Origin of the sequence: Gilliamella sp. CG25, assembly GCF_046635705.1 — a bacterium.
Taxonomy (GTDB): Bacteria; Pseudomonadota; Gammaproteobacteria; order Enterobacterales; family Orbaceae; genus Gilliamella; species Gilliamella apicola_I.
Window position 1 is genome coordinate 1 of record NZ_JBIDFJ010000006.1, and the last position, 19,995, is coordinate 19,995.

The 19,995-nt window shown below is 33.0% G+C and carries 19 protein-coding genes, 1 tRNA gene and 1 pseudogene; 13 read left to right on the top strand and 8 right to left on the bottom strand.

Annotation, left to right across the window (positions count from 1 at the left end):
- Nucleotides 1–173 precede the first annotated feature (173 nt).
- The 6 genes and pseudogenes from ACGH6P_RS05970 to ACGH6P_RS05995 all read left to right on the top strand — a co-directional run bounded on the left by ACGH6P_RS05970 (nt 174) and on the right by ACGH6P_RS05995 (nt 5,039).
- Entirely contained in the window at nt 174–737 is a 564-nt protein-coding gene (locus tag ACGH6P_RS05970) for a pseudouridine synthase (protein ID WP_267360526.1), read from the top strand.
- 161 nt (nt 738–898) lie between these two features.
- Nucleotides 899–1,822: pseudogene (gene ftsY, locus ACGH6P_RS05975) on the top strand (signal recognition particle-docking protein FtsY); the annotation flags it as partial.
- Between the two features lie 9 nt (nt 1,823–1,831).
- Nucleotides 1,832–2,485: a cell division ATP-binding protein FtsE gene (gene ftsE, locus ACGH6P_RS05980; protein WP_267360522.1), complete on the top strand. Its 654-nt coding sequence runs from the start codon at nt 1,832–1,834 to the stop codon at nt 2,483–2,485.
- Nucleotides 2,486–2,490: 5 nt separating this feature from the next.
- Nucleotides 2,491–3,453 carry a permease-like cell division protein FtsX gene (ftsX, locus tag ACGH6P_RS05985; protein WP_267360521.1) on the top strand — a complete coding sequence of 321 codons (963 nt, stop codon included), beginning with the start codon at nt 2,491–2,493 and terminating at the stop codon, nt 3,451–3,453.
- A 198-nt stretch (nt 3,454–3,651) separates the two neighbouring features.
- Nucleotides 3,652–4,512, top strand: a complete 861-nt coding sequence (rpoH, locus tag ACGH6P_RS05990; protein ID WP_267360520.1) for an RNA polymerase sigma factor RpoH — start codon at nt 3,652–3,654, stop codon at nt 4,510–4,512.
- A 221-nt stretch (nt 4,513–4,733) separates the two neighbouring features.
- Nucleotides 4,734–5,039, top strand: a complete 306-nt coding sequence (locus ACGH6P_RS05995; RefSeq protein ID WP_267360518.1) for a hypothetical protein — start codon at nt 4,734–4,736, stop codon at nt 5,037–5,039.
- Between the two features lie 213 nt (nt 5,040–5,252).
- Here ACGH6P_RS05995 and ACGH6P_RS06000 read toward each other — a convergent pair whose 3' ends face one another.
- On the bottom strand, nt 5,253–5,954 hold the full coding sequence (locus tag ACGH6P_RS06000; RefSeq protein ID WP_411596974.1) for an aspartate/glutamate racemase family protein: 702 nt from the start codon (nt 5,952–5,954) through the stop codon (nt 5,253–5,255).
- A gap of 147 nt (nt 5,955–6,101) precedes the next feature.
- On the opposite strand from ACGH6P_RS06000, the gene ACGH6P_RS06005 reads away from it, so the two are divergent.
- From ACGH6P_RS06005 to cobB, 3 genes are read left to right on the top strand one after another with little or no spacing between them, the layout of a single operon-like run.
- Nucleotides 6,102–6,941, top strand: a complete 840-nt coding sequence (locus ACGH6P_RS06005) for a VanW family protein (RefSeq protein WP_411596975.1) — start codon at nt 6,102–6,104, stop codon at nt 6,939–6,941.
- Nucleotides 6,925–7,740, top strand: a complete 816-nt coding sequence (locus ACGH6P_RS06010; RefSeq protein WP_411596976.1) for a hypothetical protein — start codon at nt 6,925–6,927, stop codon at nt 7,738–7,740. Before ACGH6P_RS06005 ends, ACGH6P_RS06010 begins: the two co-directional genes overlap by 17 nt.
- A gap of 45 nt (nt 7,741–7,785) precedes the next feature.
- Nucleotides 7,786–8,475, top strand: a complete 690-nt coding sequence (cobB, locus tag ACGH6P_RS06015) for a Sir2 family NAD+-dependent deacetylase (protein ID WP_411596977.1) — start codon at nt 7,786–7,788, stop codon at nt 8,473–8,475.
- 507 nt (nt 8,476–8,982) lie between these two features.
- On the opposite strand, the gene ACGH6P_RS06020 is transcribed toward cobB, so the two are convergent.
- From ACGH6P_RS06020 to ACGH6P_RS06030, 3 genes are all read right to left on the bottom strand, one after another.
- Nucleotides 8,983–9,831: an HNH endonuclease signature motif containing protein gene (locus ACGH6P_RS06020; RefSeq protein ID WP_267360509.1), complete on the bottom strand. Its 849-nt coding sequence runs from the start codon at nt 9,829–9,831 to the stop codon at nt 8,983–8,985.
- A 5-nt stretch (nt 9,832–9,836) separates the two neighbouring features.
- Nucleotides 9,837–10,709 carry a phosphorothioated DNA-binding restriction endonuclease gene (locus ACGH6P_RS06025; RefSeq protein ID WP_411596978.1) on the bottom strand — a complete coding sequence of 291 codons (873 nt, stop codon included), beginning with the start codon at nt 10,707–10,709 and terminating at the stop codon, nt 9,837–9,839.
- 1,649 nt (nt 10,710–12,358) lie between these two features.
- Nucleotides 12,359–12,434 (bottom strand) — tRNA-Phe (locus ACGH6P_RS06030).
- A gap of 157 nt (nt 12,435–12,591) precedes the next feature.
- On the opposite strand from ACGH6P_RS06030, the gene ACGH6P_RS06035 reads away from it, so the two are divergent.
- From ACGH6P_RS06035 to groL, 3 genes are all read left to right on the top strand, one after another.
- Nucleotides 12,592–13,029 (top strand): FxsA family protein, encoded by a 438-nt coding sequence (locus ACGH6P_RS06035; RefSeq protein WP_267380051.1) that lies wholly within the window; start codon nt 12,592–12,594, stop codon nt 13,027–13,029.
- A 146-nt stretch (nt 13,030–13,175) separates the two neighbouring features.
- A complete protein-coding gene (locus ACGH6P_RS06040; RefSeq protein ID WP_034915350.1) occupies nt 13,176–13,469 on the top strand; it encodes a co-chaperone GroES in 294 nt (97 codons plus the stop codon).
- Nucleotides 13,470–13,516: 47 nt separating this feature from the next.
- On the top strand, nt 13,517–15,160 hold the full coding sequence (gene groL, locus ACGH6P_RS06045; RefSeq protein ID WP_065558075.1) for a chaperonin GroEL: 1,644 nt from the start codon (nt 13,517–13,519) through the stop codon (nt 15,158–15,160).
- Nucleotides 15,161–15,358: 198 nt separating this feature from the next.
- Here the strand turns inward: groL and ACGH6P_RS06050 are convergent, their stop codons facing one another.
- The 3 genes from ACGH6P_RS06050 to ACGH6P_RS06060 are packed head-to-tail and all read right to left on the bottom strand — an operon-like array spanning nt 15,359 to nt 17,821.
- On the bottom strand, nt 15,359–15,934 hold the full coding sequence (locus tag ACGH6P_RS06050) for a manganese efflux pump MntP family protein (RefSeq protein WP_267360503.1): 576 nt from the start codon (nt 15,932–15,934) through the stop codon (nt 15,359–15,361).
- Nucleotides 15,935–15,993: 59 nt separating this feature from the next.
- Complete coding sequence (locus tag ACGH6P_RS06055) at nt 15,994–16,608, bottom strand: hypothetical protein (protein WP_411596979.1); 615 nt, start codon at nt 16,606–16,608, stop codon at nt 15,994–15,996.
- A gap of 31 nt (nt 16,609–16,639) precedes the next feature.
- Nucleotides 16,640–17,821 (bottom strand): bifunctional tRNA (adenosine(37)-C2)-methyltransferase TrmG/ribosomal RNA large subunit methyltransferase RlmN, encoded by a 1,182-nt coding sequence (locus ACGH6P_RS06060; protein WP_411596980.1) that lies wholly within the window; start codon nt 17,819–17,821, stop codon nt 16,640–16,642.
- A gap of 91 nt (nt 17,822–17,912) precedes the next feature.
- On the opposite strand from ACGH6P_RS06060, the gene ACGH6P_RS06065 reads away from it, so the two are divergent.
- Entirely contained in the window at nt 17,913–18,659 is a 747-nt protein-coding gene (locus ACGH6P_RS06065; RefSeq protein ID WP_267350023.1) for a M15 family metallopeptidase, read from the top strand.
- A gap of 25 nt (nt 18,660–18,684) precedes the next feature.
- On the opposite strand, the gene ACGH6P_RS06070 is transcribed toward ACGH6P_RS06065, so the two are convergent.
- A complete protein-coding gene (locus ACGH6P_RS06070) occupies nt 18,685–19,986 on the bottom strand; it encodes an ATP-binding protein (RefSeq protein WP_267350021.1) in 1,302 nt (433 codons plus the stop codon).
- Nucleotides 19,987–19,995: the final 9 nt, after the last annotated feature.

Genomic DNA, 19,995 nt, shown 5'->3' on the forward strand with positions numbered 1-19,995 from the left:
AGTGAAACGCCGTAGTGCCGATGGTAGTGTGGGTATTACCCATGTGAGAGTAGGGTGCCGCCAGACTTTTAAATAAGAGCGAGAGCCCAGCAGAGATGCTGGGCTTTTTTGCTATTTACAGAATAACAAATTAAAATCAATCAAACTGACGACTGAACGGGATATGATTTGAAATGAGCTCATTAATCGCTTTTAATAAACCATTCAATGTAGTTACACAATTTTCAGCACATGAAAAATATCCAACATTGAAAGATTTTATCTCATTACCCAAATTTTATCCTGCTGGACGATTAGATACTGACAGTGAAGGATTACTTTTATTAACAAACGATGGTAAACTACAAGCTAAAATTAGTTCACCAAAATTTAAGCTACCAAAAACGTATTGGGTTCAAGTTGAAGGATCAATTACTCAACAAGCAATAGATAAATTAAAGCGTGGTGTTCAATTAAAAGAATTTTATACTGCACCTGCACTAGCAACTATTTTAGAAGAACCAACATTCCTATGGCAAAGAGTGCCTCCTATTAGAGAACGTAAAACTATTCCGACATCATGGATAAGTATCACTATTACAGAAGGTAAAAATCGACAAGTTCGAAGGATGTGTGCTGCAGTTGGTTTTCCATGTTTACGATTGATTAGAGTCCAAATAGGTCAATATAATTTATTCAGCCATAATTTACCTTTAGGTGAATGGAAAACAATAAACCTAGATAATCTTTATCTATAAAATAAATAGTAGATAATTAAGTACTATTTTGTAGAGAATTTTTGAATAAACTAGATCAATATATTCATCTATTTGTACTGAATAAATTGGGCTTTATACTAAAATAAGATAAAATGATCTTTATCATGATCATAGGATAACTATTTATGGTAGAACAAAAAAAAGAGGGATTTTTTTCTCGTCTAAAACAAAGTCTCTTTAAAACAAAACAAAATATAGGATCAGGTTTTTTAAATTTATTTAGAGGAAAAAAAATAGACGATGCTTTATTTGAAGAACTTGAAGAACAATTATTAATTGCAGATGTTGGTTTTGAAACTACGCAAAAAATTATTTCAGCTTTAACTCAACAAGCTTCTCGCAAAGCGTTAAAAGATGCTGATGCTTTACATGAACTATTAAAGCAAGAAATGAAATCTGTGTTAAATGGAGTTGATAAACCGCTGGATATTTCAACTCATAAACCATTTGTGATATTAATGGTTGGTGTTAACGGTGTCGGTAAAACAACAACAATAGGTAAATTAGCTCGTCAATTTCAACAACAAGGTAAATCTGTTATGCTTGCCGCAGGTGATACATTTCGTGCTGCAGCGGTTGAACAATTACAAGTATGGGGAGAACGAAATAATATTCCGGTAATTGCACAGCATATTAATGCGGATTCGGCTTCAGTTATTTATGATGCCATTCAAGCTGCCAAAGCTAAAAATATTGATGTTCTAATAGCTGATACTGCAGGTCGTTTACAAAACAAATCACATTTAATGGATGAACTAAAAAAAATTGTTCGAGTGATAAAAAAACATGATGAAACTGCACCACATGAAATCATGTTAACAATTGATGCAGGCACTGGACAAAACGCAATTAGCCAAACTAAATTATTTAATGAAGCAGTTGGATTAACAGGCATGACCTTAACTAAATTAGATGGTACCGCAAAAGGAGGTATTATCTTTAGTATTGCTGATCAGTTTAATATCCCTATCCGTTATATTGGTGTTGGCGAAAAAATTGAAGATTTAAGACCTTTCAACGCTGATGATTTTATTAACGCACTGTTTGATGAAACAGATGAATAGAGAGAGGCTATGATCCAATTTCAACATGTGAGTAAAGTTTATTCTGGCGGAAGACCTGCATTGCAGAATATAAACTTTACATTATCAACAGGTGAAATGGCATTTTTAACAGGTCATTCGGGTGCTGGCAAAAGCACCTTAATGCGTCTTATTTGTGGTTTGGAAAAAGCGAATGATGGTAAAGTAATGCTTAATAACATTGATGTGTCAACGTTACGAAAGCAGGATATGCCTTTTTTACGGCGAAAAATAGGTATGATCTTTCAAGATCACCAATTACTTATGGATCATACTGTTTATGACAATGTTGCTATTCCTTTAATCATTTTAGGTAAACCAGTTGAAGAAATCCGACGACGGGTTTCTGCATCGCTTGATAAAGTTGGATTAATCAATAAAGCTAAATTCTATCCCATTCAGTTATCTGGTGGAGAACAGCAAAGGGTAGGGATTGCAAGAGCGATTGTTAATCGTCCCAGTGTGTTATTAGCCGATGAGCCTACAGGTAATCTTGATGATAAACTTTCAAAAGATATCTTAAAATTGTTTGAAGAATTTAATCAAGCTGGCGTAACGGTATTAATGGCAACGCATAATATTGGGCTTATTCGTCGAAAACACCACCGGATACTTCATTTAAATCAAGGGCGTTTAGAGGGCTAATATTAATGATAAACGCTAATGTCAGATCAGCCAAATCAACTTCTAAAAATAAAAGTCACTTTTTAGGTCGTTGGAAAAGACAAATAAGTTATGCATGGCAAAATGTTTTTAATCATTTCAAACAAAATATTTTAACATCACTACTGACAATTTTAGTTATAGCAATTTCAATAAGCTTACCAACAATCGGCTATTTATTATGGAAAAATGCGAATCAAGCTGCACATCGGTGGTCTCCAACGCCAAATTTAACGGCATATATAAGCAAGACATTTAATGCTGAGCAAACTGACGAATTAATTGAAAAAATCAAATCTCTTTCAGAGGTGGAAAAAGTTAATTATCTTTCACGCGATGATGCTAAAGAAGAATTTATTTCATGGTCTGGATTCAGTAGTGCATTAGATTTATTAGAAGAAAATCCACTGCCGGCGGTAGCAATTATTATTCCTAAACCAGAAGCAAAAAAGACAGAAATACTTCATAAATTACAATCAGAAATTTTCAAAATTGATGGTATCGATGATGTCAAACTAGACGATAGCTGGTTTACTCGTTTGACAGCTTTAACTGATATGGTTAAAGCAATAGTTTGGGCTATTGCAATATTTATGATTATTGCAGTATCACTGGTTATTGGAAATAGTATTCGTTTAAGTATTTTTGCCCGAAAACAAACAATTATTGTTATGCAATTAATAGGCGCTACCGAAGGTTTTATTTTACGCCCTTTTCTGTATAGTGGAATGTTTATTGGATTTATAAGTGCTTTATTTTCTGTCGTTTTATCGGAAATATTTATTTTTCAGATAGAATCTATTATATTAAATGTCTCAAATGAATTCGGAACAGTATTTTCACTAGAAGGGTTATTGTGGGATGAAGTCTTGCTAATTGTATTAATTACAATTGTGATAGGATGGTTATCATCACTTATTACAACAAAAAGATATTTAAAAATTAGTTAATTAAGATAGTTCTTCTTAATAGTATTAAGTAGAAAAGGTGATTAATATTTTTATAAATATTTTTTTATTTTAAACCTAATTGTGAACTAAATTACATTTTAACTGTCTAATATTAAAAGTTTAAAACTGTATAAAGTTTTATATTGTTGTAATCAAAAATAAATACAACAAAAAAAGTTTAAATAAAGGGGGAATTAAATGAGTACTGATTTAAAAATGCAAGTAGGTGCTTTAATCCCACAAGGCAATATTGAATCTTACCTTCGCTTGATTAATACCTATCCTATGCTAACTGCTGAGGAAGAAAAATCTTTAGGCGAAAGACTTTACTATCATGATGATGTTGATGCAGCAAGACAATTAATTTTATCGCATTTACGTTTTGTTGCGCACATCGCCCGTGGTTATTCTGGTTACGGTTTACCACAAGCAGATTTGATACAAGAAGGTAATATTGGTCTAATGAAAGCAGTACGTCGCTTTAATCCTGAAATGGGCGTTCGTTTAGTGTCATTTGCAGTACATTGGATTAAAGCTGAAATTCATGAGTATGTGTTAAAAAACTGGCGTATTGTTAAAGTTGCAACGACTAAAGCACAAAGAAAATTATTCTTTAATTTAAGAAAAAATAAACAACGTTTGGGTTGGTTTAATAGTGCTGAAGTTGATATGGTTGCTGATGAATTAGGTGTTAGCCGTAAAGATGTGCTTGAAATGGAATCGCGTATGTCTGCACAAGATATGTCCTTTGATGTCGATAGCGATGATGATGATAACGCAGTTGTTGCGCCGGCATTATATTTAGAAGATAGTAATTCAGATTTCTCTAAATCAATTGAAAATGATAATTGGGAAAATGATGCAACCGACAAGTTACATGATGCTTTATCACAATTAGATGAACGTAGCCAAGATATCATTAAAGCTCGATGGTTAGATGCTGATGATAGTAAATCAACGTTGCAAGTTTTGGCTGATAAATATAGTGTTTCGGCTGAACGAATCCGCCAACTTGAAAAAAATGCTATGAAAAAACTACGTGTTGCGATAGAAGCATAAGCTTTTTGTTAACTGCTACTTTTATAAGCCTTGCTGGAAAAGCAGTAAGGCTTTTTTTATGAATAAAATCTTTAAATTACAGTTAATAGGGGTTTAAAATACTATTATCAAAATTCATCCAAAAAACATATAAATATGTTATAAATAAAAAATAATCTTTATTTATGACCACATTGCATAAATATATTTATGTAAATGACTTACTAATTTAGGAATAAGAAATGTTGAAAAAAATTACTAAAAGTATTTTATTAAGCCTTCTGTTTGCAAATCTTGTTGCTTGTAATGAAAAAAATAAACATGACCTAGGAACTATCAAAATAGATACTGGTGCAGTTGAATGTGATCGCTATATTGCATTGATTTTGGATTTACAAAATACATCACAACTGCCTGCCGAATCTGAAGAGTCAATTAAAAAAAGTATTGAGGAGTTTAGACAGATGGTTGAAAAAAATCCAGATGTGATTAAAGGTGAATGTAATGCGGCCTATTCTGCGATGCGAGGCGCTATAGAGGAACGCTAATTTCAATGAAACATTGAACAAGGATTATTTAGCGCACCCATTCAAAAGAATTTTTATGTATTTATAATAACTGATTTCAAAGCGCACAATAAAAAGTTAATTGGTTTTTGTTGAAAATGCATATTATTTAAATCAGTTAAAATCAAGAATTTTTTGTAGCGATTTTATATTAAAGGCAATCGGTAAGTATTTAGATTGCCATCTGCTATAGGATTAAAAACAACCTTTATTTATTGCGCTTAATGCTGCTTCTTGAGCATGTAACAGAGCTGTATCAAAAAAAGGGATCTTGTGATCTGCTTGAGAAATTAATAAACCAATCTCCGTACAACCAAGTATCACTCCTTGGGCTCCTTTTATAACTAGCTTATCAATGATATTAAGATAGGTTTGTTTCGATGTAGGGTTAATGATACCATGGCAAAGTTCATCATAAATAATTTGATTGATGATCATTCTATCTTGCTCATCGGGAATCAGCACTTTTAAACCTTTATTAATCAGTTTTGATTTATAAAAGTCTTGTTCCATCGTATATTTTGTTCCAAGCAAAGCAACGGTTTGAATATTTTCTTTAATTAAGTGCTGTGCCGTAACATCAGCAATATGAAGAATGGGAATATCAATGGCTGCTTGAATCTGATCTGCGACTTTATGCATAGTATTGGTGCAAATCACGATAAAATCTGCACCAGCTTGCACTAACCTTTTCGCTGCATCAATTAAAATAAGCGCACTTTTATCCCACTCACCATTGGCTTGGCAATGTTCAATTTCTTGAAAATTGACACTATATAAGAGTGTTTTTGCTGAATGTAAACCACCCAATGATTTACCGATTATTTGATTAATCACTTGATAATAAGTCACGGTACTTTCCCAGCTCATCCCGCCGATTAAACCTATTGTTTTCATTTTATTCATCCTTAACGTACTAAATCATAATATAACTTCTTTAAGATATCTTTTAGTTTATTATTAAAAGTTTATGTATCTCTTCTCTCAAAAAATAGTACTAATGTTATAATTTATCTTATTGGAATTTAAGCTAAAAAACAATTAATGTCTAAACCGTTATCAAGTTATCATCCCTTACTTTATTGGTTAAGGGTAAATCAGCGTCGTTTGTTTCGTCATTTGTTCTGGTATTGTTCTTCGCGTCAATATAGCTTAGAACGTAGTCATGATTTACGTTTACCATATCGCTATAAAAAACATACATCCAAATTAATACGTCGATTGGGTAACAGCGACATTCAGCTTCAATACAATAAAGTCACAAATCTAAAAATTGCAGTGGATTCGTTAAATGGAATCTTAATTAAACCTGGTGAGTATTTTTCGTTTTGCCGATTAGTCGGAAAACCAACTAAAAAGCGAGGATTTGTGAATGGAATGGAACTTTCATTTGGTGTAGCTCGTTCCGGTATTGGCGGTGGTATATGTCAGATTAGTAATCTAATTCATTGGTTAGCTCTCCATTCAGAACTCCAAATAGTCGAACGAGCAAATCATAGCTTTGATCCTTTTCCTGATGATGGTCGAGTGTTGCCTTTTGGTTCGGGTGCCGCTGTTTTTTATAATTATATTGATCTTATTATTCATAATCCTACCGATAAAACGTTTCAAATTATGCTTCATGTTGGCAATCACCAACTAGAGGGTGAGCTATTATGTGATGAAGAAAGACAATACAGCTATCATGTTTATGAAAAGCAGCATGCCTTTATCAAAAGGCAAGGTGTTATTTATAGAAAAAATGAAATTTGGAGAGACACCATGACCAAAAACAATATTGGTGGCGCTCCCGCATATATTCGTTCAGAAATGATGTATAAAAATAATGTAATTGTAAAATACGAAGTGAATGGAGAATTGATAACAAATGAAGAAAACGAGTAAATATCTATTATTAATGCCAATAATGTGTTTAGTTTTTTCTTTTTCATGTTTTGCTGATCCCAAAGTGATTCATGTCGTTGTTGCATTATGTGATAATAAGTATCAAGGCATTGCACCAGTTCCGGCTGCAATCGGTAATGGTCAAGATCCAAAAAATAATCTTTATTGGGGGGCGGCCTATGGTTTTAAAACCTACTTTGGTAAACAAAAAGAGTGGCAAGTAGTACAAATCAATAAACCTGATGATGATAAAATATTAGAAGAGATTATATATAAGCATCGAAGCAAAGATGTTTATCTGATTGCTCAGGCATATAATGGCAAATACATAGATGATACTATTGATGATTTTATAGAATATTCAGCAGGCAAAAAACAATCATCATTTACGATAGATAACAAGCAAATAACGGCTGGAGGTAAAGCTGATTTAGTCGTTTATATTGGTCATAATGCTTTAATGGAATGGTCTTGGCATAAATTTTTGCCTGATAACTGGCGTTGGGAAACTCTACCAAATGACGCACAAGAACAACAAAAATCGAGATATGCGGCCGTTTTTGCTTGTAAAAGTCAGAAATATTTTTCGAAGCCGTTATCTCGTTTGGGGATTTCGCCCTTGATTTTAACTATGCATCTTATGGCTCCGGAAGCATATAGTGTGCACGCTATGATTGACGCTTGGTTAAAAGGCGAAAGTAAAGCTAATATTCGATTGAAAGTGGCTACTGCCTATAGCAAATATCAGAAATTAAACAAACCCGCTTTGAATATGTTTACTACTGAATATAGTCAATAGCATCGTAGTTAAATCGGCATAATTTTGAATACTAGAGTCTAAAATATGATCAAAACACCTAAAATTGTTATTTTAACTGGTGCCGGTATTTCGGCTGAGTCTGGGCTATCGACATTCCGTGCGCAAAATGGATTGTGGGAAGGGTATGATGTTAACGATGTTGCAACCTATGAAGGTTATAGTCGTAATCCCATTGCGGTTCATTCCTTCTATAATATGCTACGAAGAAAATTACAACGTCCTGATGTAAAACCGAATTTAGCTCACTTTACTTTAGCTGAACTGGAACACAAATTGGGCAGTGAAAATGTATTAGTGGTCACACAAAATGTAGATAATCTACATGAAATAGCAGGTTCTAAAAATATTATTCATATGCACGGAGAATTACTTAAAGTGCGCAATGAACAAACAGGGCAGATTATCGATTGTCTGGAAGATGTCGATTATCAACAAAATAAATTTATTCGCCCCCATATAGTATGGTTTGGAGAAATCCCATTACAAATGGATAAAATCTACGATGCACTTTCACAGGCTGACTATTTCATTTCTATTGGGACATCTGGTAATGTTTATCCTGCCGCAGGATTTGTAAAAGTTGCCAATCAATCGGGAGCTAAAACTGTTGAGCTTAATTTAGAGCCAAGTTTAAGAGAAAGTTTATTTCAAACCAAAATTTACGGCCCAGCAAGTCAAGTTGTGCCTGAATTTATTAAAAAATTTATTGTTTAATTTATGTTTGAAAAAAATTAAATAAAGAATTTTTAATCTATAATTTCATTTAAAGAGCTTAATTGCAAAAAAAGAATAAGTGGTTATTTGGAAAAAATAGATTTTTTATATTAAATTTATCGATAAAATACTATTTTTGTAATTTAATCATATGATTTAAAGCATTAATCAATTCCGATTATTTTAATCTAAGCTTTCTTTTAAGATAATTGACAGAGCTTCTTTCATATTCTTAATATATTTAAAAATTTTTTACTAATGCCATTTTAGTTTGATATTATTTATTTTAAAAAGTGCTATAGTTTAGAAATTTATGTGGGAGAAATGTTTTATTGGTTTCTTAACTATTCTCTTTATTAAAACTTAGTAATCAGCTTATTGAACACATAATCGATATCAAATTAGATAATGCTGCTAGTAATCTACTTTTTTAATTTCACATTACCAGGTTGAGCAAAAAAATATTTCCCTTCACTGGTAATTACGGAAGCAATAATATGAATAAATTTATTTGTGTTTAGTGGCTGCTTTTGCTCTTAATTTGGCAATTTTTTTTAATTTTGTAATATCGTTATCATTTTTAACAATATGCATTTTACGGTGGCAGTTAGGACATAATGCAACCGTATTTTCTATTGAATCTTCGCCACCTTCAGATAACCAGATTATATGATGACACTCTAGATAAGGAATATTATCCTTTGTCAAGAAAGGTGCTGGATTGTCACAAAGATCACATTTTCCTTTAGCTTTACGTTTTGTAAATTCAGCTAACTCAGCACTTCTTATATATTGAGGCGTAACAATGTCTCGTTTACCTGGTTTTTTATTTTGCTTAATTATTTTACTGAGTAACTTATCTACTTTGTATTTGTGAACTTGTTCTTCTTTTGCTTTTTTATAATTAGAAAAAATTCTATTTGGTAACTTATTCTCAGTAAGTTTTAGTGGAAAAACCCAAACTTTACGTAATACTTGATTAGCATCGTGTTGCTGAGTTTGATAGGGTGAAGCAGCTTTAATTAAACGTCCTGAATAGGTATATTCTTTTTCCTTAAACACTTCAAAATAATGTACACTAATGCCATTAGATTCAATTTCATTAAGTGTTTTATTTTGCATAAAATCTAAACTTTGATCACCTGTTTGTCCCATTCCTGTATAATGAAGTACATCATCATTCCAAACATCAGAATAAACTGACTCTACATGATTCGTAATTAGAACTAGAGTATGAGTAGTATTAGATTTTCGCATTCCACCTTGTGGACTACATTTAAAAATATCACATAATTGTTGATTATTTAAAACTGTACCAGGTATTAATTGTTTAATTTGATTGTCGATTTTGGCCATCGTTATTAGTTCCTAAACACTTCTCTCAAATGCCATTCAACAAACCGATCATGTAAATAATCTTCCTTCGATCTAGGTTGCTTAATATCTTTTCCGTCAAAATCCCAAAATAGTCTCTCGACAATTTGATTACCGTTAATACCATTCGATATTTTAATTTTTAAACTACTATCAAGCCCAATTACTCCCATATCAAAAGCCGAATGATGTAATGAACAAAGCGCTAAACCATTATTGATAACACAAGGACCGCCATGCTGTTTCCATTTTACATGGGCTGCTTCAAGACCAATGGATACTGAATCATACCTTAAATCAAAACCACAAATTGCACATTGGTAATTGTAAGCTCGTAAGACTAACTGTCTGAACTTTGGATCGCGTTGGCGATGAAAATCGGTTAAACTAAAATCAAGTCGATTGATTAAATTTTCTTGCACACTTTCAGGAAAATGCTGACTTAAAATCTGTTCTGCTATTTGATCGATAGCAGATGGATTTTTTATAAGACATTGAAAGGATGGTTCATCAAATCCCCCATAAACTTGTGATGAGGCTAGCTGTTTGCTGGTTGGCTCTTTACTTGGATTATTGATATTTATGCAATTTTCAATATTGGTTAATTGCCAGAATCCATCATTTTTCAATCGCCAAAAAGGCATATTAGGATAGTAATGTGTACGCTGAGGACCAAAACGCATCAAGAGATCATGCAACGGTTCCTCAATTTCAGTTTTATAATTAAATAAACGTGTATGACTTTGTTTATATTTTGATAAGACATACAGAAGTAATAAAGGTTTATGTGGTGCTCGTTGTTCGCCTTTTTTCCAAATGGTGATATCAATGATTTTTTTCTGTAATTGTTTGCAATCCATTATTTTTGATAAATTAATGTAAAGATAAAGATTGGACATTATTATAAAAATAAAATTATTTTTGTGATCTAGTTCACAAAAATATGAAACATACTGTAAAAAATTAGTTTATTACAGAACAAATAAGAATATTTACTTCCAAATCGTATTTGATAAAAAGCTAGGAATAGCCGGCTTTATTTTTGGATACTAAATTAGATTACACAGTTTGTTAATTCCATATTATTCTTACAGAACGTTAATATAACGGGTCTTAAAGTATCGCCATGTATAATTTCAGGGGGGGACATTTGTTTTGTTCGCAGATTGAATCAATGTGTTGGTAATAGCGAATGTAATTTTAAATTTATATCAAACGTTCAAGATAGATTTCGCATCCACGTTATTTCCGGATAATTATAGTCTTTGTAGGGAGATATATACATACCTTCATTGGGATATACTTCTATGAAACACCCTTATATCAATTTTTTTCTCAATGCTGGCTAAGTCTTCACCAATATAGAATTGTATGCCTTCGAAGGAGATCCAACAAATGGGGTCTTTATCAATATCGACATGTTTAGTGGGATTTAGGTTATTATCTTCATTACATGAAAATAGCAGCATGAATAATAAGAACAGGATGAACTTCTTTTTCCCTTTTAATTTTAATTTATTTCCGCAATATTCCCATATTCATTTATTTTAAATTTTGTCTTTTGAGAACATATATTCTAATTATCATGCGTGTCAAAAAATTATTGTTTTTTAAAACAACATATTTATAAATTTTTCAATTCCTGCAATCCTCTGTTATTGCTGATTCCTCAATCTTTTTTACAGGATATTCCAAACCATTGTAAAATAAATAAAACGTTTTTTAGGTAAGACAATTTCATGCGTAATACACGCCATAATCATTTACCAGAGCTATTCGATTTACATTTTTAAAACAATTAGGTCGACATAACCATGAGTCATACTACTTCCCAATATTATATTACGATCATAGATATGAATGTTATGTGCGTACCTTTGATCATTCTCAACTGAAAGTTCAAACATGGGGAGATTATCAACAACGGGTTTTAATTTATCATTTTGTTTAACGTAGAGATTAATATATTCTGCGCTATAAGGAGAGGAAGTTGATCTGATTCTATATTGAATACGAACACCAAAAGCCAAAGTTTAAGGATTAAGTTGATAACGATCTGTATCAATTTCAAAATCAACTAATTCTTTGGCATAACTTTTAAGTGCATTAAGTTGCCAACTATGTAGTAAGGGTAAAACGACAATAGATTTGCTTTCATCTGCTGGTCAAACTTTGCAAATTGTTATCACGAGAATGGTGTCGTTCATTGAGCAATATATCAATCCATTTTTTACCATCTTCGTGACTAACAATAGGTAAACATAATAGTGTTAATAACAACGAATTTTTTAACCAATCATTTGATTATACTTTTATAAGCCTTTTCTATTGGGATTAGAATTTATATTTTATTAATATAGTTATTTTTTATTTTAACGTGAGGATTGTTTTAAATTTCAGGTCAATAAACATATTGATTCATCGATATTAATAACGATTTTTTAAAGTTTTTAATTTGCTGGAATTTCAGACACAAAAAAACCAGCTTTCGCTGGTGTTCTTTTAGGATTGGTGCCCGGACGCGGAATCGAACCACGGACACGGGGATTTTCAATCCCCTGCTCTACCGACTGAGCTATCCGGGCAACAATGGAGGTGTATTAAACACGATCTGTGATAATTCGTCAATTCTTTTTGTGATATATTTTTAAAAAAATAGTTTGTTTGGTTGAAAAATAACTTATTAGCTTTATATTATTACTAATATATAACAATATCACGTTATTTTAAGGGAATTGTTACATGCGATATTTCTTGTGTATTCTTTTTTTCATTTATGCTTATTTCGAAATTAGTTTTTTCATAAAGGTTGCTGATTCAATTGGAGTATTCCTTGCGCTAATTTGTATTATTGCTACTTCCTTTATTGGGTTTTCTTTAGTTAAAACACAAGGTTTAAAGAATTTTAGTATTATGCGACAAAAAATGGCTAATCATCAAAGTTTGAAAAACGAAGTAATTAAAAATGTCGCTTTGCTATTTGCTGGTTTTTTCCTGCTGATTCCGGGATTTTTGACTGATATATTAGGAGTGATTTTATTAATTCCTTACGTACAAAATTATTTAGTGAAATTAATTGTAAAAAAAATGCCTATTCAATCTAGCGTTGATTCATCAAGATCCTTTAATCAATCTGATGAGATTATTGAAGGAGAATTTATTCGGAAAGATGATGAATAAATAATCAATTGGTCATTTTTTTGAAATTCCTCACTTGAAGAATATAAAAAAGACCCCCATGTAAACTTCACTACATTTTAAAATCATAATTTTATGATTTATTTTTAATTATCATCTATTTAAATATTAGTGCTAGGAGATAACTAATGAAAATTCGTCCATTGCATGATCGTGTGATCATTAAACGTAAAGAAGTGGAATCAAAGTCAGCTGGAGGTATTGTTTTAACAGGTTCAGCTGCAGGTAAATCAACACGTGGTGAAGTTTTAGCTGTTGGTAATGGTCGCATTTTAGAAAATGGTCAAGTACAACCGCTAGATGTTAAAGTTGGTGATATCGTAATTTTCAATGAAGGATATGGCGTTAAAACAGAAAAAATCGATAATGAAGAAGTACTTATCCTGTCTGAAAGCGATATTTTAGCTATTGTACAAGCATAACTGGCAACTAATTTAAATTATATACAGAATTTAGGAGAAATACGAAGATGGCCGCTAAAGATGTAAAATTTGGTAATGACGCTCGCGTTAAAATGCTTCAAGGCGTGAATGTATTAGCTGATGCAGTAAAAGTGACTTTGGGTCCTAAAGGGCGTAACGTCGTTTTAGATAAATCATTTGGTGCTCCAACTATCACTAAAGATGGTGTTTCAGTTGCTCGTGAAATCGAATTAGAAGATAAATTCGAAAATATGGGTGCACAAATGGTTAAAGAAGTGGCATCGAAAGCTAATGATGCTGCTGGTGATGGTACAACAACGGCAACTGTACTTGCTCAAGCTATTGTTAACGAAGGCTTAAAAGCTGTGGCTGCAGGAATGAATCCAATGGATTTAAAACGTGGTATCGATAAAGCAGTCGTTGCAGCTGTTGAAGAGCTTAAAAAATTATCAGCTCCATGTGCAGACTCTAAAGCAATTGCACAAGTTGGTACTATTTCTGCTAACTCAGATGAAACTGTGGGTACTTTAATTGCGCAAGCAATGGAAAAAGTAGGTAAAGAAGGTGTTATCACTGTTGAAGACGGCACGGGTTTACAAGACGAACTTGATGTGGTTGAAGGTATGCAGTTTGATCGTGGTTATTTATCACCTTATTTCATCAATAAACCAGAAACAGCAACGGTTGAATTAGATAGTCCATATATTTTATTAGTTGATAAAAAAATCTCTAATATCCGTGAATTATTACCGGTATTAGAAGCGGTTGCAAAAGCGGGTAAATCACTATTAATTATTGCTGAAGATGTTGAAGGTGAAGCATTAGCAACATTAGTTGTGAATACTATGCGTGGTATTGTTAAAGTTGCAGCCGTAAAAGCACCAGGCTTTGGTGACCGTCGTAAAGCAATGTTACAAGATATCGCTATTTTAACAGCTGGTACTGTCATTTCAGAAGAAATCGGTTTAGAGCTTGAAAAAGCAACGTTAGAAGATTTAGGTCAAGCTAAACGTGTTGTTATCAATAAAGACAATACTACTATCATCGATGGTGTGGGTGAAGAGTCTTTAATTAATGCTCGTGTTGAACAAATTCGTAAACAAATTGAAGAATCAACTTCTGATTACGATAAAGAAAAACTTCAAGAACGTGTGGCTAAATTAGCTGGCGGTGTTGCAGTAATTAAAGTTGGTGCAGCTACTGAAGTTGAAATGAAAGAGAAAAAAGCACGTGTAGAAGATGCATTACATGCAACTCGTGCTGCAGTTGAAGAAGGTGTTGTTGCTGGTGGTGGTGTAGCATTAGTTCGTGCTGCCTCAGCGATTGCTGAACTAAAAGGTGCAAATGAAGATCAAAACGTAGGTATCAAAGTTGCACTTCGTGCAATGGAAGCACCATTACGTCAAATCGTCACTAACTGTGGTGAAGAAGCATCTGTTGTTGTTAACGCAGTTAAAGGTGGTAAAGGTAACTATGGTTACAATGCTTCAACTGAAGAGTATGGTGATATGATTGCAATGGGTATTTTAGATCCAACTAAAGTAACTCGTAGTGCATTACAATATGCTGCATCTGTCGCTGGTCTTATGATCACAACTGAATGTATGGTAACTGATTTACCTAAAGATGATAAAGCTGATTTAGGTGCTGCTGGTATGGGCGGCATGGGTGGTATGGGCGGAATGATGTAATTCTTTCCTTACACACAAAATAATTATTTAAAAAACTATCCGTTTACGCGGATAGTTTTTTTGTATTCACAAATCAATCTTTTTTTCACCTTTTCATTTTCTTTTTATCAAAAAAACTTTTTACAAGTTTGAATAAATTAACAAATTGAAATTAAATGTATGTTGGAATTTGTAAAAAGAGTATTGAATTTTGCGAACTTAATTTGAAAGATGCTGATAAAGTGTTATTACGCCAATCGCAATTAACACCAATCCGCCTAAAATCTCGGCTTGTTTTCCGATAAAACAACCAATTTTTTTTCCTAGTAATAAACCTATAGTCACCATGACACAGGTTGCTAATCCAATCATGCTTGCTGCAATATAAATATTAACACTAGCTAATGCTAAACTAATTCCAACAGCAAATGCATCCAAGCTGGTAGAAATAGCGGTAAAAATTAAGATAAGAAAAGATTTTTTGGAAGAAGCTATTTCTTTTTCTGAAAAATCATCATCGCCATCTTTAAAACTATTATAAATCATGCTAATGCCTAAAAATAACATGACAGCAAATACTACCCAGTGATCCCAACGCTCTATATAGTGCAGTGTCAAAATGCCTATGAGCCAACCTAGCAATGGTGTGATTGCTTCAACGACACCAAATAAAATACCAACTTTTAAGGCGCCAATAAAGGGAGTCGATTTAAATGAAATTCCACGACAAACAGCAACCGCAAAAGCATCTGTAGACATTGCCATTGCTAATAAAAATATCGTCAAAAAACTCATGACATATGCTCTTGTTTATAATTATTTGGATAAACGATTATTTAATATAGGGTTGTACTTTATTGTTCAACAATTGATAATAAATAACTCGCTATTCTTTTATCACCTTTATTTTGATAAAGATCAGCTGTTTTTAAAACCGTTTCACGACGTTTTGCATCATATTGGAAAAGTTGTTTAAACATTAAGTCAGCTGTTTTTTTATCATCATTTTGGATTGCACAATATCCATACTGTTCATAGGTATCGGCTTTCCAATTATGGCGATCGTATTCAAGGCTTTTTTCAAACTCCTTTTGTGCTTCCTGATAACGTCCAAGTCCACATAAAAAAGATCCATAATGTACATGATATAAGCCATTACCTGGTTGCATAAGGGTAATGCGTTTATAAATCATTTCTGCTTCATTGTATTCGCCAACGTGCTGATCAAACATTGCCATAGCTAGCATAATTTGTGGGTTATTGGGTGAATATTGATTTGCTAATTTGAGATTATAGTGTGCAGCTTTAATGTTATCTTCCGATTCATTTGCTTTGCTTAGATATCCTAACCCTAATTGCATTCTTGCAAAAGCTGCCGCTTCGGGATCGAACTCTTCGTTACCATTTATTTGGCAGCCTGATAGTGTTAATAATGCTAAACAGCTTAGTAATATGAGTATTTTTTTCATCAACTATTCCTTTATTAATTTACCTTGATCGTTATGCTGTTTGTTTAATAAGATTTTGCTTTTTATATAAAGTCCGTTTAGTACGATCAACGACGTCACCGGCCAACTGACCGCAAGCCGCATCAATATCATCGCCACGTGTTTTACGAACAATCACTGTAAATCCATATCCCATTAACGTTTTCATAAAACGATCGATACGTGTGTTTGAGCATTTTGAAAAAGGAGCGCCAGGGAATGGGTTCCAAGGTATTAAATTGATTTTACTTGGAACGTTTTTTAAGAATTTAGCAAGTTCATGAGCATGTTCAACACTATCATTGATTTGATTAAGTAATACATATTCAATCGTTACTTTTCCATGATTAGCGTTTGATGTCGACAGATAACGTAAAATTGAGTCGCGTAACATTGCCATATCATATTTTTGATTAATTGGCATAATTTCGCTACGTATATTATCATTTGGCGCATGCAATGAAATAGCTAAGGCGACATCAATCATACCGGCTAATTTATCTAAAGCAGGAACAACACCAGAAGTCGATAGGGTTACTCGTCTTTTTGATAAGCCATAACCAAAATCATCTAACATGATTTCCATTGCTGGTACGACATTCGATAAATTGAGTAGAGGCTCTCCCATACCCATCATGACCACATTCGTAATAGGTCTATCTGCTAATTTACCTGTTACTCCAATGACTTTCGATGCTCGCCATACTTGACCTATAATTTCAGATACCGTTAAGTTACGATTAAAGCCTTGTTGTGCGGTTGAACAGAATTTGCACGCTAAAGCACAGCCAACTTGTGATGAAACACAAAGGGTTGCACGATCTCTTTCTGGAATATAAACAGATTCAATCATCTGGTTATCACCAACATCTAACGCCCATTTTATCGTACCATCGGATGAGCGCTGTTCCATTGCAATTAGTGGTGCTTTGATTTCAGCGATTAATTTTAGATGTTCACGTAACTTTTTGTTGATATCGGTCATCTGATCAAAATCATCTACCCCAAAATGGTAGATCCATTTCATGACTTGATCGGCTCTAAATGGTTTTTCGCCCAATGAAATAAAAAACTCTCTCAATTGTTGACGAGTTAAATCAAGTAAATTTATTTTTTCACTTTTAGGATTAGTTGTATTAAGATTGGATGCATCTGCACAATTAACAGACGTATTTGGTGTAGCAGGTGTTAACATATGGCCTCGTTTTTACACATTATGGCTATTTAAAAATTTAAGGAAAGGATTATACTGTTTTTCCCTTTATATGGCTAATAGAATATTAATAATGAAAACAAATTCAGCAAAATATATCCATATTTTCTGTTTAACATTAACCCTATTTTTATATTCAACGTTTACTATGGCACAACCTATACCTTTTAACAAACTAATTGGACAGTTTGATGAAAAGATTGACAATAATTTTGTCGCATTAGATTCTACCATGTTACCTGTCAATAAAAAGGGCATGTATCTTCAAAAGGAACCCACTCAGCAGCTTATAAAAGCTTATCAAGCTTTTAAAAAAGCACATCCTGATATTCCGTTTATTATCGTAAGTGCTACACGTAATTACACCTATCAAAACTCAATTTGGCAGCGTAAATGGGATAAATTGTCCAATCAGTTTAATGATCCAGAACAAATTGCTGAAGAAATACTAAAATATTCATCAATGCCCGGTACATCTCGTCATCATTGGGGAACGGATATCGATATTACCAGTGTTTCATCAGATTATTTCAAAAATGATAAAAAGGGTAGAATTTTATATCAATGGCTTCAGGACAATTTACCTAAGTATGGCTTTTGCCAAGCGTTTAACGAAGGAAGAAATGGAGGCTATCAGCCAGAAGAGTGGCATTGGTCCTATAAGCCTATCGCTAGCCAATATATAGCACAATATAAAACACTATTAGAAAATGAACCAAGCACCATCACACAAGTCTTGAATTTCATCGGTCACGATAAAATTGATTTAGAAAGATTAGTGAAAGAATTTGTCTTAACGGTTAATACTGATTGCTATTAATCCGTAAATGAATATGCATGGTTGATTAATGCTTTCGCCAATAAGGTAAGCGAATTGTCACCGTAAGTCCACCATGATCACGGTTTGTTGCTTGAATAGTGCCATTATGCATGGTGAACGTCTTTCTGGCTATTGCAAGACCAAGACCGTAACCCTTACCTAATTGAGGCGATTGAATGCGAACAAACGGTTCAAAAATACTCGATAGTTTATTTGGATCGACACCAGGACCACGATCTTTAACTTCAATTTGTAGGTATTTACCGACTTCTTTTAAAGATACATTAACTTCTTGTCCCGGCTTTGAAAAACGAATTGCATTACGAATAATATTTTCAACTGCACGGCGAATTTGTTCCGAGTTACCTTTAACAATAGAATGAATAATCGCTGATGAAATGAAGTGAACATTTATCGATTGGTGATTCGCTTCATAATTTGCATCATTAATGACCACACGCAATAAATCTTTTAGATCAAAATATTCATCTGTGCGATTATTCATTTCAGCACGTGAATAATTTAATATTTCACCAATAAGTTGATCTAATCGTTCAGATTCTAATTCTATTCTTGCTAATGCGGTATCAATATTTTGCTTATTTTGTTGAGCTAATCCGATGGCTAATTGTAAGCGAGCAAGTGGCGTTCTAAGCTCATGTGATACATCATGCAAAAGAGCTTGGCGGTCTGAGATTAAAATATTGAGTTGTTCAACCATCATATCAAAATCTTTGCCTAATTCGCTAAGCTCATCATGGCGTGGTTTAAGTTTATTGAATAATCTAACCGAGAGATCACCTTGAGAAACTCTGAAAAAGCCTTGCCTTAATAGTTTCATTGGTCTGGTTAAGTTCCAAGCCAAAAAGAGACTAAAGACTAATCCCACACAAATTCCCATTAACACAATTGGCATTGGCATATTAAACAGGGCTTTTTTGACTTGATCGTCTTTGTCTTTATCTTCCCTAAATGAAACCGCATAAAGTGTTCCATCAGGCGCAACTGCTGTACGTTGATAAATATAATTTGGCGGTTCTAATTCATCCGTAATGATATTGATTTGATCGTTTTGAGGAGAAATCAATTTTATTGATAATAAAACTCGCTCGCGTTCAGGCAGATGAGCAACAAAATTTAACGTTTCATTTTCACCTGCTACATGTAATAATTGAGCGATCATATCGACTTTTGTCGGCATATGATTGAGAAATCGTTGGTTTTTATTTTCTATATAATAAGAAAATGCAATCCAGGTTAACTGAAAAGTAAGATAGAAAATCACCCAAAATATAATGAGTATTTTCCAAAATAATCGACGATTCATCTCAAGCCT